General features: G+C 41.5%; 18 protein-coding genes. 13 read left to right on the forward strand and 5 right to left on the reverse strand.

The window, feature by feature from the left end:
- The first annotated feature begins 4 nt into the window (after positions 1 to 4).
- Entirely contained in the window at positions 5 to 184 is a 180-nt protein-coding gene (locus tag BW976_RS04430; RefSeq protein ID WP_076370856.1) for a histone H1, read from the forward strand.
- Positions 185 to 282: 98 nt separating this feature from the next.
- The gene (locus tag BW976_RS04435; protein WP_076370858.1) at positions 283 to 624 is read left to right on the forward strand and encodes an RNA recognition motif domain-containing protein; all 342 of its coding nucleotides are present in this window, start codon (positions 283 to 285) and stop codon (positions 622 to 624) included.
- Between the two features lie 19 nt (positions 625 to 643).
- Here BW976_RS04435 and BW976_RS04440 read toward each other — a convergent pair whose 3' ends face one another.
- Positions 644 to 1075, reverse strand: coding sequence for a hypothetical protein (locus BW976_RS04440; protein WP_076370860.1), 432 nt, complete (start codon positions 1073 to 1075; stop codon positions 644 to 646).
- 634 nt (positions 1076 to 1709) lie between these two features.
- On the opposite strand from BW976_RS04440, the gene BW976_RS04450 reads away from it, so the two are divergent.
- The 9 genes from BW976_RS04450 (at position 1710) to BW976_RS04480 (ending at position 6928) form a co-directional block, all read left to right on the forward strand.
- Positions 1710 to 2327, forward strand: coding sequence for a hypothetical protein (locus tag BW976_RS04450; protein WP_076370864.1), 618 nt, complete (start codon positions 1710 to 1712; stop codon positions 2325 to 2327).
- An 86-nt stretch (positions 2328 to 2413) separates the two neighbouring features.
- Positions 2414 to 2542 (forward strand): hypothetical protein, encoded by a 129-nt coding sequence (locus tag BW976_RS29880; protein WP_260180750.1) that lies wholly within the window; start codon positions 2414 to 2416, stop codon positions 2540 to 2542.
- Between the two features lie 5 nt (positions 2543 to 2547).
- On the forward strand, positions 2548 to 2718 hold the full coding sequence (locus BW976_RS29230) for a hypothetical protein (RefSeq protein ID WP_175614040.1): 171 nt from the start codon (positions 2548 to 2550) through the stop codon (positions 2716 to 2718).
- Positions 2715 to 3494: a DUF3560 domain-containing protein gene (locus BW976_RS04455; protein ID WP_076370866.1), complete on the forward strand. Its 780-nt coding sequence runs from the start codon at positions 2715 to 2717 to the stop codon at positions 3492 to 3494. The genes BW976_RS29230 and BW976_RS04455 overlap by 4 nt, the downstream gene beginning before the upstream one ends.
- A 26-nt stretch (positions 3495 to 3520) precedes the next feature.
- Positions 3521 to 4528, forward strand: a complete 1008-nt coding sequence (locus BW976_RS04460; RefSeq protein ID WP_076370868.1) for a DUF932 domain-containing protein — start codon at positions 3521 to 3523, stop codon at positions 4526 to 4528.
- Positions 4529 to 4569: 41 nt separating this feature from the next.
- A complete protein-coding gene (locus BW976_RS04465) occupies positions 4570 to 4884 on the forward strand; it encodes a hypothetical protein (RefSeq protein WP_076370870.1) in 315 nt (104 codons plus the stop codon).
- Positions 4881 to 5261: a hypothetical protein gene (locus BW976_RS04470; RefSeq protein ID WP_076370872.1), complete on the forward strand. Its 381-nt coding sequence runs from the start codon at positions 4881 to 4883 to the stop codon at positions 5259 to 5261. Before BW976_RS04465 ends, BW976_RS04470 begins: the two co-directional genes overlap by 4 nt.
- Positions 5262 to 5831: 570 nt before the next feature.
- Complete coding sequence (locus BW976_RS04475) at positions 5832 to 6470, forward strand: hypothetical protein (protein WP_076370874.1); 639 nt, start codon at positions 5832 to 5834, stop codon at positions 6468 to 6470.
- 38 nt (positions 6471 to 6508) lie between these two features.
- Positions 6509 to 6928 carry a DUF3592 domain-containing protein gene (locus BW976_RS04480; protein ID WP_076370876.1) on the forward strand — a complete coding sequence of 140 codons (420 nt, stop codon included), beginning with the start codon at positions 6509 to 6511 and terminating at the stop codon, positions 6926 to 6928.
- An 87-nt stretch (positions 6929 to 7015) separates the two neighbouring features.
- Here the strand turns inward: BW976_RS04480 and BW976_RS29235 are convergent, their stop codons facing one another.
- The 3 genes from BW976_RS29235 to BW976_RS04490 all read right to left on the reverse strand — a co-directional run bounded on the left by BW976_RS29235 (position 7016) and on the right by BW976_RS04490 (position 8164).
- Positions 7016 to 7180: a hypothetical protein gene (locus tag BW976_RS29235; protein ID WP_175614041.1), complete on the reverse strand. Its 165-nt coding sequence runs from the start codon at positions 7178 to 7180 to the stop codon at positions 7016 to 7018.
- Positions 7168 to 7635, reverse strand: a complete 468-nt coding sequence (locus tag BW976_RS04485; protein ID WP_076370878.1) for a hypothetical protein — start codon at positions 7633 to 7635, stop codon at positions 7168 to 7170. Before BW976_RS04485 ends, BW976_RS29235 begins: the two co-directional genes overlap by 13 nt.
- A gap of 115 nt (positions 7636 to 7750) precedes the next feature.
- Complete coding sequence (locus tag BW976_RS04490; RefSeq protein ID WP_076370880.1) at positions 7751 to 8164, reverse strand: hypothetical protein; 414 nt, start codon at positions 8162 to 8164, stop codon at positions 7751 to 7753.
- A gap of 242 nt (positions 8165 to 8406) precedes the next feature.
- On the opposite strand from BW976_RS04490, the gene BW976_RS04495 reads away from it, so the two are divergent.
- Both BW976_RS04495 and BW976_RS04500 read left to right on the forward strand, forming a co-directional pair.
- Positions 8407 to 9633 (forward strand): DKNYY domain-containing protein, encoded by a 1227-nt coding sequence (locus BW976_RS04495; protein WP_076370882.1) that lies wholly within the window; start codon positions 8407 to 8409, stop codon positions 9631 to 9633.
- A 570-nt stretch (positions 9634 to 10203) separates the two neighbouring features.
- Positions 10204 to 12903 carry an AAA domain-containing protein gene (locus BW976_RS04500; RefSeq protein ID WP_175614042.1) on the forward strand — a complete coding sequence of 900 codons (2700 nt, stop codon included), beginning with the start codon at positions 10204 to 10206 and terminating at the stop codon, positions 12901 to 12903.
- 326 nt (positions 12904 to 13229) lie between these two features.
- Here the strand turns inward: BW976_RS04500 and BW976_RS04505 are convergent, their stop codons facing one another.
- Entirely contained in the window at positions 13230 to 14726 is a 1497-nt protein-coding gene (locus BW976_RS04505; protein WP_076370885.1) for a sensor histidine kinase, read from the reverse strand.
- Positions 14727 to 14755 lie beyond the last annotated feature (29 nt).

Consider the following 14755-nt stretch of genomic DNA (forward strand, 5'->3'; position numbering starts at 1 on the left):
CATCATGAGTAAAATCGCAAAATTGAAAGAGTTGGTTGCTTCAGCAGAAGTTGATACCACAAAGTTTTATGAAAAAGGAAATAGCGCGGCCGGAACCAGGCTTCGTAAGACATTACAGGAAATTAAGGTCACCGCACAGGATATTCGTCAGGAAGTGACCGCGAAGAAAAATGCCACTAAATAATAAAATGGCTCTGATTTACAAACCCCGCCGATAATGGCGGGGTTTTTTTATGCGTTTTTTATCGGTAACGTATATTTGCAATTACACACCGGATTATCATGATTAAAATATTTATCGGCGGCTTCCCGCTTGAATTTACAGAAATGGAACTGGCGCAACTGGTCAGTCCATACGGCGAAGTCTGTACCATAAAAATTGTACGGAATAAAGCCACACGTAAATGCAAAGGATATGCCTTTATTGAAATGAGTAGCCAATTAGCAGCGGAAAGCGCGATGGCAGCTTTGGATGGTACGATGATCGGTGATCGTGAATTAAGTGTCTGCTATGTAACCGAAAAATCCCTGGCACCCGCGAAGTCAAGACATGCGCCAGTTTATAGAAAGGTCGAAAAGACAGGCGAACCACAAAAAAAGAAACGCCCCCGCAGACCGGTTTAAATACCGATCCATCTAAGCTTTAATCATCATCTTCGTCATATTGGTCAGAAACATCAGGTAACACCCTCCATTGCCCGTTTGCCACCATCTCCGTATATCTTTCCCTGGCAATAGCTTTTGCCTCAATTTCATTATCAGCGTAAATACTCAAATGAAAACAATCGTCAACTTTGCTCACAACTTCCTGAAAAGCTTCTAACTCCTCATCAAATACGTCTATTAGGCCAACTTCTATTTCATCGTTATCCCACGGAAGAAGCATTACTCTATAAGGCACCTGCTTTCCTGCAATAAAGAACGGATTAAGCTCTTTCTCCTCGATACGGTATTTTCCCTGAATGGTCGTATTCCGATCTATAAAACTCTCAGCCAATATTCTATCATCAAAAACGGCTACTATAACTTCTTCCGCAAGAATCTGGAGATTATGAATGATGAAAATGTTTTTCATAGTGTTAGCTTAAATCATTTGATTACAAACCTATTGACCAAAAACATAGAAAAGTGTGACATGCAAAATAAAAAAAATGCAGGCATCTTTAAAATAAGGAACAGGACAATAGATAGATACTGATAATTCCCCATGTCAGCAGTTGCAGCCGCTTCGTAAACACTCAGCCGCTTCACTGCATTGGAATACATGGCCCTCGTTCCTCGACCCATATTTTCTACAGTGCCGTTTACGATCATCTTTTTAACTTTTTTTTATCTCCTTTCATTTTACTCCACTGGCTTTTTACAAAGCAAATTTCTGAACGTCGGACCTGAATGTCAAGACCGGGGCCCTGCGGGTTTGCTGAAAAAAAATCTTCCCTGCCCGCTACGCGGGCGAGGTATTTTTTTTCGCAAAGTCTTGCCCTTCAGTCCGCCGTGTTCAGGTGAGTTGCTCAATAAAAAGCCACCGGAGGCTGCTGCCGAGGGTGACTTACTAACGAGCAAAAACCATGAACGCAGAAAAAACAGCAACCGGCAGAAGCCCACCACACAGCCCGCAGCATGGCGACCAGTCGCCACGGCTGACACCCGACACACGCCCTTTCGGGTAAATAATCCATTTAGTTAAAAACATTTAAAAATTAGAAATCATGAAAACTACAGTAATAGGAAGCGATAAAGCTAAAAACAACAACCAAGTAAAAAATAATAACCGTCCAAGCCTGACAGGAAAAGAAGCAAAAGATGAAGCCATTAACGATAAAGCCGTTGCCGATGCTCCGCAGGGCGAAGACAACAAGGGCGCAGAAACCAACGAAGTTAAGACCGATAGTACCGCTACAATGGGTAACGAATCCGCTAACCTTGCAGAAGTCCCAAAAGCCGGGGAAGTGAAACAAGCGGAAGAATCACAACCACAGGCCGAGCCGACTAAAAAGGAGATTAAAGAGCAGTTCAATTTAAAACCTGTCTTTAACCTTGATGCAACGGTTAAACTGGTCAATGACTTGGGTAAGAAAATCACACAGCGCGACAAGCTAAGGGCGACGATTGATAACCTCGACACTTTTACTATCGCATCCAACGAGGACGGGGACGTAACAGGCAGTAACAAATTCTACCGTTGCGAACTGGTATTACATGATGATGACGGCAACGAGTTTGTAACTAAGAACGCCTACATTATTGAGCATGTAACGCAGTATGTCAACAGTCTTTGTGTTGAAAAACTGGCCGAGATCGAGGCAGAAATTGTAATCCCTGCTTAAATCTATTAAATGGAAACGCCCCCTGTTCCCAAAACACTAACAGGGGGCGTTGTTTAAGATATTTTCTAATCTTAAAATCTAAGGCAATGTTAGAATTATTTATCGAATTAACCAACCAAATATTTTGGGAGGGTTACGCTGAAAATTTAGCCCTTGAAAATCCAAAGGCTTTTCAGTTTGAATACAACGAGTTTTTGAATGGCTTTAATTATTGATTGCCATGAAAGACACAGTTTATTTATTAATCAAAGTAGTGATTGATACCAATTACAGAAACATACAGGATGCTATTGACGATGTACAGCGCAACACGATTTATACCGTCATGGATAGCAAAAATGTAAAGGTAATTGATAGTAAAATCATGGATTTAAGAACAAAAAGAAAATGAAACACGATTTTGAACAGCGCAGGGAAAGGCGCATTAACAATGCGAAGAACCGGGCGATAAAAAATGAGCAGGAAGCGGAATGCTTATATCAAACTGCAAAAAAACAGGCAAGCTTTATCCCAATGGGACAGCCGATTTTAATCGGCCATCATTCCGAAAAGCGAGACAGGAACTTTAGAGAACGGATACACAATACTTTCGGCAAGTCCTTTGAAAAAAGTGAAAAAGCCGAATACTATGCGGAGAAAGCGGAAAGTATAGAAAACAATACCGCTATTTTTTCAGATGATCCCAACGCCTTAGCGAAGTTAACCAAGCAGTTAACCGATCTAAAAGAGATACAGGAGTTTATGAAAGCAGCAAATAAGTGCATTAAAAAACAGGACAAAGAAGCATTTTTAAAATTGAACTACGGAATTGAAAAACTGTGGGAACAGTTAAGCACCGGGGACTATTTAAGACGGCTCAGGTTTGCTCCTTTCAAGCTAACTAATAACGGCTCAAATATCCGCAGGATTGAACAGCGTATTGAGCAATTAAAAAAGCAGCAAACAAAAGTCACCACCGATAAGACCATAAACGGGTTATGCATTTTTGAGAACACCGAAGCGAACCGCCTACAGTTAATTTTTGAAGATAAGCCAAGCCCCGAAATCCGGCAACAGCTAAAGGCCAATGGTTTTAGGTGGTCACCCACAGAGGGCGCATGGCAAAGGCATATCAGCAATTACGCCCTTTATTCGGCTGAACGCATTGCGGAAAGCCTAAGCAACTGATTTATTAACTATCAAACATTAAAACAATGACAACTGCAAATAATAACATCGTGAAACCCAAAGTGTGGCAAATGATTGGCAAAGCAATTTCTAAGAATGCGACGAGTGCAGAAGCAATACAGGAGGCAGGTTTAGCTTTTGACGTATTGAAACGACCGAATATACACCCCTTGCCAAGCGGGGTGAAAATCGTATCAGATAACAGTTATTTTACTTTCCGTACCGACACAGAGGCGGTATTGGGCGATAAAATAGGCCGTGACTACGAAGTTGTACAGAATACACAGGCTTTTGATTTTTTCGACAGCATTGCAGGTGGTAAAAATCCAATACAATATGAGACAGCCGGGGCGTTGGGCTATGGTGAAACCATATTTGTAACCGCCAAACTTCCCGGGCAGATACGGGTCGGCAGGGACGACCTGATCGACAACTATCTTTTTTTGACTTCAACGCATGACGGTTCGGGCTGTATTACCATTGCCTTTACACCCGTGCGAATTTGGTGCTCAAATACGCTGAACGCTGCCTTAAAGAATTGTACCAATGCCATCCGCATCAGACATACCGCAAGCGCAGAGGAAAAGCTGAAAAGCGCACACCAAATGCTGGGCTTATCCGATCAGCTTACGATGGAACTGGAGGCCATTTTTAACCGATGGACAAGGGTAAGGATTACCGATCCGCAGGTAAAGCGGCTCATACAGTTAGCCATGATACCGAATAAGGAAACCTACCAAAAGCTAAAAACGGGCAAGGATGAAGACCTATCGAGCCATTATAATAACATGGTCAGCAGCGCCTTTGATTTTGCCATGACCGCAGAAAGCCAACAGGAAAGAACAGCTAAAGGAACCTTGTTTGGCGCTTACAACAGTATCAGCGGTTATTTTCAAAATGTCCGCAGTTTCAAAGACGAGGAAAGCAAATTTAAGTCTATCATGTACGGCACAGGCTCACAAAGAGGACAAACGGCCTTTGAGCTTTGCACCGACTTTGCCAAACATGGTAACGATGCTTTAATCCTCAATTAATCATTGATGGCGGGCTAGTCCCGCCATTTAATTTTTTCATTATGGAAGCATCAACAATTTGCTACGAATTTAATTTCAGGCTGACCGTCCGCAAACGTGACGGCAAGCTTTATAAAAATCATCATATCATCGGTATAGGTTTGAGTTATTCAAACGCTTTATGGGATGTTTTTCACACCCTTAAAAAAAGGAAAACCGAGATCATAACCGTACAGGAAGTTAAACCCCGGTGCATAGCCTTTGCATTTGATAGGGAGAACAAATCCGTAAAGATAAGCTTGGCGGAATATCCGCCAGTTTTACCCGATGATCTGAATAAAGAACTGAATTATTTACCAAAAAAATCAATGCCATGAAACCAATAAAGAGTTTAACCAATACAGATAAAAGCAAATTATTACACGAACTGTTTCCGGGCGAAATCCCATTATTGCTTGACAATATACTAGCAGTTTGCGCAGACCTGAAAGAACACAAAGAAGCCTATGCCCAAACATGGGACTTCGGATTATTCACTTTTGATATGTGGCTTTCGCTTGCAGAACAAGCCGAACTACGAATACAAAAATATCGGGCAAGTATGATAAAAAGCAGTAAAGTGTTTTCCGAACAACTATTTAGCTCATTTGATTATACCGTGCTTTTTGTAAACGACCGCATTATCAAATATGCCGAAAACCACAGTAAAAGCGATAAATTCAAACTGGCAGTAACCTTATTATTTACCACTTAAAACGAAGCATATGGATACTCAAAAATATTTATAGGATAAGTGTATAGATAACGAAGCGTTAAACCTCAGTACCTTTACCCATTTTAGGCTTTTTCAATGTGCCGATGGTAACTACAAGCGCAAAATTTTAGAATGTGGGGCCAAATACTTTAAAGGTTCAGGGTATATTTAATAGTCAATTGCAAGGGGGATAAATCCCCCTGCAAATTTAAGAAAATGTAGATAAAAAACACTTTTTATACTGATACCTTAAACTTAAAATAAGCCTTTCTAATGGCTCTTTTTTCTAACGGTATATTTGTATCACTTTGTCGAGAAATGCCTTCATATCGATTTGTTTTAAGCTAAAACAAGCATTAAAAGAGCTTTACAACCGCGCGAAAAGCTTCTGAAAACTCCTAAAAAGTCCTTGTTATCTTACTTAAAAGCTTTTGACTGCCCCAAGCTTAAATTATATTCCAAGTTAGAATGATAATTCATCTTTTTGGACGTTAAGGACATCTTTAACTAGGCTACATTGATTGCCTATATCATGAACAATTGCCGCCCATTTAAGTTATAGTTTTAAAGATGAAAATTAAATGGTCTGTTATATTTGCGCGGCTGGCAGAACTAATCTGCTTCGGTACGGCTTTTTGGTTTATACGGTTTTGGGTGGTCAATTACGAAAAGAGGCTGGATGCTTTTTCAACGGCTTACGATAGATCGTTACAACATTCTGATGTCAATTTCTTTTCAGTTTTATTGATTGTATTTATAGCTGGATATTATTTAATGGTTTTCTCATTAAGAGAATACTATAAACGATTTACCATGCCAGGCATTGATCTTATCAAAAGCAACGGCAAGATCATTCGTTTGCGGATTGCCGGGTTGGTTTGTATGTTAATATCTTTGATTATTATCGGCGCTACCGCATCCAAGTTACCCGATACAACCACGGCCATGATATTTGTAGTGCCGTCTTTCGCTATCGGAGCTGGATTGGTACCCTATTTCGTTTTTTATAAGTTAACTGACATTTTTACGCTGAAATACTGTGCCATTGTAACGCTAACCATAATAGCCATAACTTTTATTGCCGGATATTTTCATTTTCCGCCAACACTGGCATTTGTTTTTAGTGGCATCCCGGTTTTTGCAGCTCTTACTAAAAAATATGGTCAAGCCGAAAGGTTTATTAGAACCGGAAAAACCGATCTTAATTAAATATATCTGTAAATAGAATTTTAAAAAAATCAATCAGTATGCATATAGATTTTCTTACAGGCTCCTCGTTAATTTTAGTTTCGGCATTTTTGGTGGAGTTGCTTTTTTATCTTTTTGTTACCCGGAAATTTATAGCAAATTCGGTTAAGGCCAAGGCTAAGATTGTCAGTGTGCAGCAAACACAAGGCCTTCGTACAGCTGTTTATACCCCCACTATCACTTTCAGCGATTTAGCGGGTAATATTTATACAGAGCCGGCAGCTATGGCAGGCGCTTCGTCAACTATAAGAGGTGTAAGCCAGGAAGGGGACGAGATCAATATATTATATAATAAGGATAATCCTAAAATATTCATCATGGATTCCTGGCATGGCAAAATAGTTTTTACAATGATGCGTTCCGGTATAGTTTTGTTGCTGATACTGGTTATTGGCATTATAGCACTATTTTTCATTTAATATAAGAACTGGAAAAAGCGATCACCACTTCTTGAATTTGTGTTTTGTCTTATACAAGTCGGCTATATTTTATTGAATATAGTATTTTCAATAGCTTTCCTTTTTAATCATGCGGGCTTTTAACGTGTCAACTACGGCTATCATCTGCGATTTGTTATCACCCAAAAAGGGAAGGTATATGATATCGGAAATCGTTCTGATCACAATGCTATCACCATAATAAAATGACTCAGTAATTTCTACGTCGCGCATATCGGTATAAGATAAAAATGTAAATTCTTGATTAAATACGAGCAAGAATAACGTGCGGCCTTTTTTGGTCTCCAGTCAACCGACAGGTATTTGAGCGCAGTGGCTTCAAACTGTAATTGTACAACCTCATTGCGCCTTAAAAATAGCCGTAAGCCAATTACAAATACATTCAATATAATAACGTTCAAACCCAGTATAATGTAAGTAATACCCTCTTTAAAGTTGATACTATCATTAATAGACATCAAAGTAACAAATAAAAACAAACCACCCAACCCCTTCATAATCACACTTAACATGGTTAACCTTGATGGCGATACCAGAATAGTTTCGGTATCATGTTTTGAAATATCATATCTGGTGGCTATGTTTTTTTTGTTATTTATAAACAACACAACAGCGATGATTGCAAAAGCAATGAGAACTAACGGAAGGACAAAGAATAGGTTTTGCATATGTGTTTTATTTAATAGTAATTGGATATTCCGCCATAACAGAGAACTCAGATATGGGCTTTTGAGTGATGCCTGAAAATAAGGGTAATTTTTTCATATCAATTTATACTGGAGTTCAATGAGTAGCGCCTGAATGTTTTATCAACCGAAATTTTACCGGGAATACCTTATGATTCAAATAATAATTCCCTACAATGTATGCCGGATTTTTATCATACGCCTCCTGTATATTGTCCAGGATAAAATAACCTGATCTGCCTTTGGGGAAAGGCACAAATTTCAACTTGTTGTGCTCATCCGCTATTCCCACATCCGGCTGAAAATACACCGGCTTGGCTTTCCCTGTTAAATACATATGCAAATAACTTGCCCCGATATAACCATCAGCCAGGCTAAATCTGACCACCTTGCCGTTTACCGTTCCGCTATAGTCAAAAGCCTCGTACGCTTTCGGAACTCCCTGTGCGCGGATGATCGAAGGAGCGGATAAGACAAAGATTAACAGAAAAAAAATCCGTAATATTTTCACATTGGTATAGAATTGAGTTATGGTTATAACAATTGTATAGCATAGCGGTTTTAAACAATAAAGCCGCCTGGTTTGTTAAAAAAACACAAAATAGCTACGAACATGCATGCAGCGCGGCTGAGATGTTTGGGCTGGAATAGAGGCCAGCAGCGTTTTTTATCGTGACAGTCGCCGTTTTCATAATGGTCGTGCAATGTTATTATTCGGTTTTTAAATTGATGATGAAATAATTAATAAACTATATGAAAGTGTTTGCTATTGTTTTCTGTAGCCTGGTGGCCCTGTTCTGTATAGTTATTGGAATATTCGCGGTGAAGAAGCTGCGGTTTGATCATGCTCACGAAGGAATTAACCTTACAGGTGAGCAGAAAGACTATCCCTACAGTGGATATACGCTAAGCGCAGGTCAGATCTACTATAACGAGCCAGGCGCAGGATACTTTCTGGTCAAAGATGCTGATATCAACACGTTCAGGTCGCTCAACACGGTAGGTGACCGCGGAACAATGGCCAGGGATACCAATCACGTGTTTTTTAGGACAGGCATTGTCCCTGGTTTAAAAACGAAGGGATTTAGCTATATGGGAAATAATTTCTGTAAAGATCCCGTTCACGTTTTTTATGGAAATGCGATGCTTAAAGACGCTGCAATTGCTTCGTTTACTTTCATTAAGGATTTCTACGCTGCCGACCAGACGCATTTATATTACAAACAAAAACTGGTTCCCGGCGCCGACGTCCGCTCCACTCAAACTGGCCTTCCTGACGAATATCTCAGCGATCAAACCCATGTATATTATAAAGGCATTCTTATCAACGGGGCAAAACCGGCAACCTTTAAGCCCTTAATTGTTGAAGATGATCAGTGGCATACGCAATACGCGTTTGACGGGGAACATTATTTCTATCAGCAGTACGAAATAGCTACTAACGGTCGTTTACAGCTGCTTTCCCTTGATAAAGGCTTTGGCTGGCACGGGCTGTTTTACGAGGGAAACGCGATTTATTGTTATGATACAGATCGTCATGAACTGATCCTCTTGGGTCAGCGGGATAACAGTGCCCCGTTTAGAATGATCGACCGTGGTATTTTTACGGATGGAAAACATATCTATTTTACATTTGGCAAATGGAACAGCTCCGGAGGTCGCGTGCCGCAGTATATCGGTCATACGAGCGGGATTTGCATAGTAGATGGTGCCAGCCCCGCTAACTTTAAAGCGGCAGGCAAAAATACCGAAGGCACTATCTATCAATCAGGCGGTCAGCGCTATTTTCATCCCATTCATGAAACTAATGGAAACTATCACCCCGGTTTGCTTTTGCTTGAGGCAGACGGCACGACCAAAAGCCTTCCAACCGACAACGCTCTATCGAAGTTTATTAAAAATGTGGGTGAACCATCTATATTCAACAAAAAGTTTTACCAGAATTTATTTAAGCCCGACTCTGGTTACCATGATTTTTGATCTGGTCAAAAAGAAACCGAAATTGTACTTTAACATCCGGACCTATCATCAATAAAAACAGGATAATGACGATGTCCATAATTAATAAACCTTAAAAGTTCATATACGACAAAGACGTGCTTATCAAGGTTGGCTGTGCCTCAAACGAGACGAATGATCATATTCGGCTTTGAAATTTAGATAGTGTTCAAGTTCCACTAAAAACCGATGGCTCCACAACCATTTTTTAGATGGTTTGAAATGTTTGGCCGCTCTGTTTGATGATTAAGGTCGATTTGAAATATCTAAGCCGTTTTGGTTGAACCGCTAATTACTGACCAAAAGGCTTGGCTTGAAAGTATTGACAGAAGAAGGTTGAACAAATATTAATTTCATCCTTGCAATGCCATCGGGCGGACATTTCGTAATTTAGCCGCTACCATGTCAAACAATCCACAATTGAATATGCTTCGCTATTGGCGCAACACGCTGGCAGATTCGGCGCGGGTTGTGATCGAAGTTGATAAGACGTTGAACCAACGAAACGCCAAGGTTGACATAACAAAGGGCGCGGTCGATCCTACACAAGCCTTGACTTTGTTGGATGCTTTTGAAAAACGGATGAACGAGGCCAAAGGCCGGCTTGACCCAAAAGATGCTGGTTGGGAAAAAGCTGAGGAGGCGCCGGTGTTCATTGCCCCCTTCCGGGTAAGTCCCCTACCGGAATATACCAAGTTGACCGGAGAAACAGGTATATTTTATCCTTTCTGGTTCCGGGCAGTGCTGACCAGGAACAATCAGCTCAAGCCGGATGAAGATACGTTCCCCTATATCCCACGGGCTTATCTGGAACCACAGGTCAACCAGGAAGTAAACTTTGTTTTCTCGGATGTTGAGCGTGTAGACGAAGCATTTGGTCGTCCATTTAACGGACAACCAGGCTGGCCAAACTATCGAGATTATACTCTTTCCATGTTTAAAGCAGTAACCGGCCAGGAACTGGAAACTTATTCGCCTGAAAACTTTGCGGTGACGGCAGAATACATCGTCGTGATCAACGACACTTTAACCGGCCCGGCCGATGGTATTATTGGTTTATATGATTATATCATTCAGCAGAAGAAAATCCCTTTAACGCTCAACGCGCTTACAGAACGTCAGGAAATGCCGCTGAAGCCCCTACTTTCAGGCGCAATATTTGAAAAAGCGTCAGCAGGGCATCTGGGCCAGATGGCTTATGAATTTCCCTTGTCAAAGTCGCAGCGTACCAGCTTGTATCATTATACTACGCTTCGTCACGGAGACATCTTAGCAATCAATGGGCCACCGGGGACAGGTAAGACAACTTTACTGCAAAGTGTTGTAGCGACAGAAGTAGTGCAAGGGGCAATTGCAGGCGGCGATCCGTCCGTAATCCTCGCCTGTTCAGCCAATAATCAGGCCGTGACGAATATTATCGACAGCTTTTCGAACGTCAAACAGAAGAACGGAACATTGTACGAACGCTGGCTGCCTGACGTAGGCGGCTTTGGTTTATACCTACCGGGAGCAAACCGCGAAGTACAGACACATATTCCGGTTATTAAACGCGTGCAGGGCAGATTAAGCGGCGCCCACACGGAAAAAGAAAATGAGAGCTATTTAAAAAAAGCCGAGGCTTATTTTATTGCGCGTAGCGGGCAGACGGGTACCACCATCGCTGCAATTATCAATGGCCTACAGCGTTCGCTGAAAGCTAACCAGCAATTACTTATTGACGGGATAGGTATCTGGCACAGTTACCAGACGTTGATTGCCCAGCTGCCGGAATTAAACACCTATAGTTTGAACGATCTGGAGAAAGGCATTAAGGATCTGGAGACCAGCTTCAGCAATTATCTGGACGCGGAATCGATTTGGCTAAAGCTATTTTCCATTTTTAATTTCGTAAAGGAAAAACGTGCCACACGCACTAAGCAATTATTCCGCGATTGTCCTATTGCTTATGGCGCGGTCGATTTTTACCAGGTCAAATCCATACAACAGTTCTTTGACCAGAAATTCAGTTTAATAGAGAAGATCAAAAAAGCGAAAAAAAATTGGCAGGACTGGCAGAGAAAAGCAAATATAAATCATGATCCTGCCGAACCGGCCTTTTATGAACGATTGGAAGTGAGCCTCAAGTACGATATGTTCTATACGGCAGTGCATTATTGGGAAGGCCGCTGGTTACTGGCCACCCGTTCAGCATTGGAAGAAGACCGGCTGAACCGCAATGGTGAAGGTGCTGCAAAAGAGCGCTGGCAGCGTTTTGCGATGCTGACCCCTTGCTTCGTATCGACATTTTATATGGCTCCAAGATTTTTTAGCTATTCCAAATTTATCCAGGTCGGGCCGGGGCAAAATCCTTGGGAAGCACCGCCACTGCTCGATTTTATAGACTTACTCATCGTTGACGAAGCCGGGCAAGTATCGCCCGAGATCGGCGCGGCAACCTTTGCGCTGGCAAAAAAGGCGTTGGTGGTTGGCGATATTTTGCAGATCGAACCGGTTTGGAATGTCCCTAAAAAAGTAGATCATGCCAATTTACACCGCTACCAGGTGATCAAAACTTTGAATGATCAGGCGGTTATTGAAGATCTATATGGTAAAGGCTTTTTGTGCAGTTCCGGCAGTATCATGAGGCTGGCGCAAAACACATCTTATTATCATCTTTACCCTAAGCAAGCACGTGGCATGCTCCTTACCGAACACCGTCGCTGTTTTGACGAGATCATCAGCTACTGTAATAAACTGGCTTACGATGGCTTGTTGGAACTGATGAAAGGCCGGGCAAATGGCGGACTGCTGCCACCATTACAATTTGTACCCGTTAAGGGCGACTCCAAGATTAGCGGTACCAGCCGCGCCAATCCTGAAGAAGCACTGGCCATCGCCAAATGGATAGCTGATCATCAGGAAGCTTTAATAAAACACTATCGCTTACCGTTGAAAGATATTATCGCCATCGTAACACCTTTTACCGGTCAGAAGTTTGCGCTACGCAAAGCCGGGATTAATATGAGTGGTCTGACCATCGGTACCGTTCATGCTTTGCAGGGTGCAGAACGGCTGGTCGTCCTTTTTTCAGCGGCTTACGGCGCAAACGATCAAGATAAAAACTACTTTTTTGATGCGGGGCCGAATATGCTGAACGTTGCCGTTTCCCGCGCAAAGGAAACGTTCATTCTGTTTGGTGCCCCAGAGATATTCCAACGCTCGGGCCAAAGTCCCTCTATGCAGCTATTTCGACATATTCAGTTCGGAAGTTAATTCGCCTAATTTATAGTCAAAATAGGCGACGTCGGGCTGTTCAATACCGTGCGTTAAGCTTCTGGCAACGTTTTTCAGGTCATTAATTACGAAATTAACAAGGCAATATAAACCAAAAACTACTACCGCATTTAGTTCTCTCTCAGCCCAAATTTTCCCATAATGCCTGGTTACGCGAGTAAACCGCACCAAACTGCCCCCAGTTCGCTAATTTTGAAATGACCACTTTTAGTGCTTAAGCTCAGGTTTGTATGAGAGCAATGTAAATTGGCGAAGTGTGGTCAACACTATTGGTATTTCAAGTTACTAACCTACTAAGGTAGTGATTATATTACTGGAAGCGTAAACCAAAACGTACTGCCTTTACCGAGTTCGCTTTCTGCCCAAATCTTTCCGTTATGCCTGGTTACGATCTCATGGCATAAATAAAGGCCAATTCCAAGTCCTGAAACTTTAGAATCATTGTCATCAACACGGTAATACCTTGAAAAAATATGTTCGAGCTTTTCCGTTGCAATGCCCACGCCCAAATCTTTTACGCCAATCTTGATATCGTGTTTATCAGAAATCAAAAAAACCTCAATTTGGTTACTATTTGGGGCGTATCTGATTGCGTTAGTCAAAAAGTTCATTATAACTTGTTCAATCCGGTGGTCATCACCTTTAATGATGCAATTTCGAACTGAAGAATGAAGTGTTATTTTATAGCTCGTATTAGTATGGGAGATTAAATCAACAGCATTATTAATTACTTCACAAATATCAAAGTCTTCGGTTGTAAAACGTAGTTTTCCCGCTTCTATTTTTGAAACGTCTAATAGGTCGTCCACCAATGAACTAAGCTTTTTAAGTTGATGCTGTGCCTTTTGCAAAAAGACTTTCGGCTTTTCTTCAGATACATACAGATCAAGTAATTGAAGATATCCGTTAATGCTTGTCAATGGTGTTTTTAATTCATGGCTGGCTAAGGCTATAAACTCATCTTTCTTAGTATTAAGTTCTTTTAATTGTTCGTAAAGCTTAGCTGTTTCCAGTTGTGTCGCTTGCTCTCCACTAATATCACGGGCAATTTTAGAAGCACCTATCACCTTACCATTACCGTCAACAATAGGCGATACTGATAAAGAGATCGGCACCAGGTTTCCGTTTTTAGCGCGACGGATGGTTTGGAAATGATCTACTTTATTGCCTTTACTCACTTCACCGATGATAAATGTTTCTTCATTGAGACGGTCAGGTGGAATAATCAGAGAGATATGCTGACCTATAGCCTCTGCCTCGGTGTAACCGAACATCTTTACAGCAGCCTTGTTCCAACTGGTAATGATACCGTCCAAGGTTTTGCTTAGGATTGTATCGTCCGATGAATCGACAATTGCCGATAGTACGCCTTGCTTTTCAGCAGCTCTTTTCTGTTCCGAAATATCTTTTGCAATTTTGGAAGCTCCGATGATTTGGCCCAGGCTGTTCCTGATAGGCGATATAGTTAACGAAATGGGTATAAGTTCGCCGTTCTTTGTCTGTCTAACTGTTTCAAAATGATCGACTTTTTCACCTTTCGTTATCTGTCCGATTATAAAAGTTTCTTCTGGCAAACGTTCCGGCGGTATAATTATTGAAATATGTTGCCCCACAGCTTCGAACTCTTTATAACCGAACATACGTTCAGCCGCAGGGTTCCAGCTGGTTATTATCCCTTCCAGGGTTTTGCTGATTATCGTATCATCTGTAGATGCGATGATAGCAGCAAGCATCGCCTGCTTTTCTTCCATCGGATTTAAAGCAGGGGGAGGTAAATGCAATAGGGTATCATCGTTTTTCATCAATAGAAGTTAACTGATAATACTCCTAT

Source organism: Mucilaginibacter lappiensis (assembly GCF_900155965.1).
Lineage (GTDB): Bacteria > Bacteroidota > Bacteroidia > Sphingobacteriales > Sphingobacteriaceae > Mucilaginibacter > Mucilaginibacter lappiensis.

Bases quoted from the DNA above. Each gene is read 5' to 3' on its own strand.
- BW976_RS04430 (WP_076370856.1), top strand. From the start codon at position 5: ATGAGTAAAATCGCAAAATTGAAAGAGTTGGTTGCTTCAGCAGAAGTT.
- BW976_RS04435 (WP_076370858.1), top strand. From the start codon at position 283: ATGATTAAAATATTTATCGGCGGCTTCCCGCTTGAATTTACAGAAATG.
- BW976_RS04440 (WP_076370860.1), bottom strand. From the start codon at position 1,075: ATGAAAAACATTTTCATCATTCATAATCTCCAGATTCTTGCGGAAGAA.
- BW976_RS04450 (WP_076370864.1), top strand. From the start codon at position 1,710: ATGAAAACTACAGTAATAGGAAGCGATAAAGCTAAAAACAACAACCAA.
- BW976_RS29880 (WP_260180750.1), top strand. From the start codon at position 2,414: ATGTTAGAATTATTTATCGAATTAACCAACCAAATATTTTGGGAGGGT.
- BW976_RS29230 (WP_175614040.1), top strand. From the start codon at position 2,548: ATGAAAGACACAGTTTATTTATTAATCAAAGTAGTGATTGATACCAAT.
- BW976_RS04455 (WP_076370866.1), top strand. From the start codon at position 2,715: ATGAAACACGATTTTGAACAGCGCAGGGAAAGGCGCATTAACAATGCG.
- BW976_RS04460 (WP_076370868.1), top strand. From the start codon at position 3,521: ATGACAACTGCAAATAATAACATCGTGAAACCCAAAGTGTGGCAAATG.
- BW976_RS04465 (WP_076370870.1), top strand. From the start codon at position 4,570: ATGGAAGCATCAACAATTTGCTACGAATTTAATTTCAGGCTGACCGTC.
- BW976_RS04470 (WP_076370872.1), top strand. From the start codon at position 4,881: ATGAAACCAATAAAGAGTTTAACCAATACAGATAAAAGCAAATTATTA.
- BW976_RS04475 (WP_076370874.1), top strand. From the start codon at position 5,832: ATGAAAATTAAATGGTCTGTTATATTTGCGCGGCTGGCAGAACTAATC.
- BW976_RS04480 (WP_076370876.1), top strand. From the start codon at position 6,509: ATGCATATAGATTTTCTTACAGGCTCCTCGTTAATTTTAGTTTCGGCA.
- BW976_RS29235 (WP_175614041.1), bottom strand. From the start codon at position 7,180: ATGCGCGACGTAGAAATTACTGAGTCATTTTATTATGGTGATAGCATT.
- BW976_RS04485 (WP_076370878.1), bottom strand. From the start codon at position 7,635: ATGCAAAACCTATTCTTTGTCCTTCCGTTAGTTCTCATTGCTTTTGCA.
- BW976_RS04495 (WP_076370882.1), top strand. From the start codon at position 8,407: ATGAAAGTGTTTGCTATTGTTTTCTGTAGCCTGGTGGCCCTGTTCTGT.
- BW976_RS04505 (WP_076370885.1), bottom strand. From the start codon at position 14,726: ATGAAAAACGATGATACCCTATTGCATTTACCTCCCCCTGCTTTAAAT.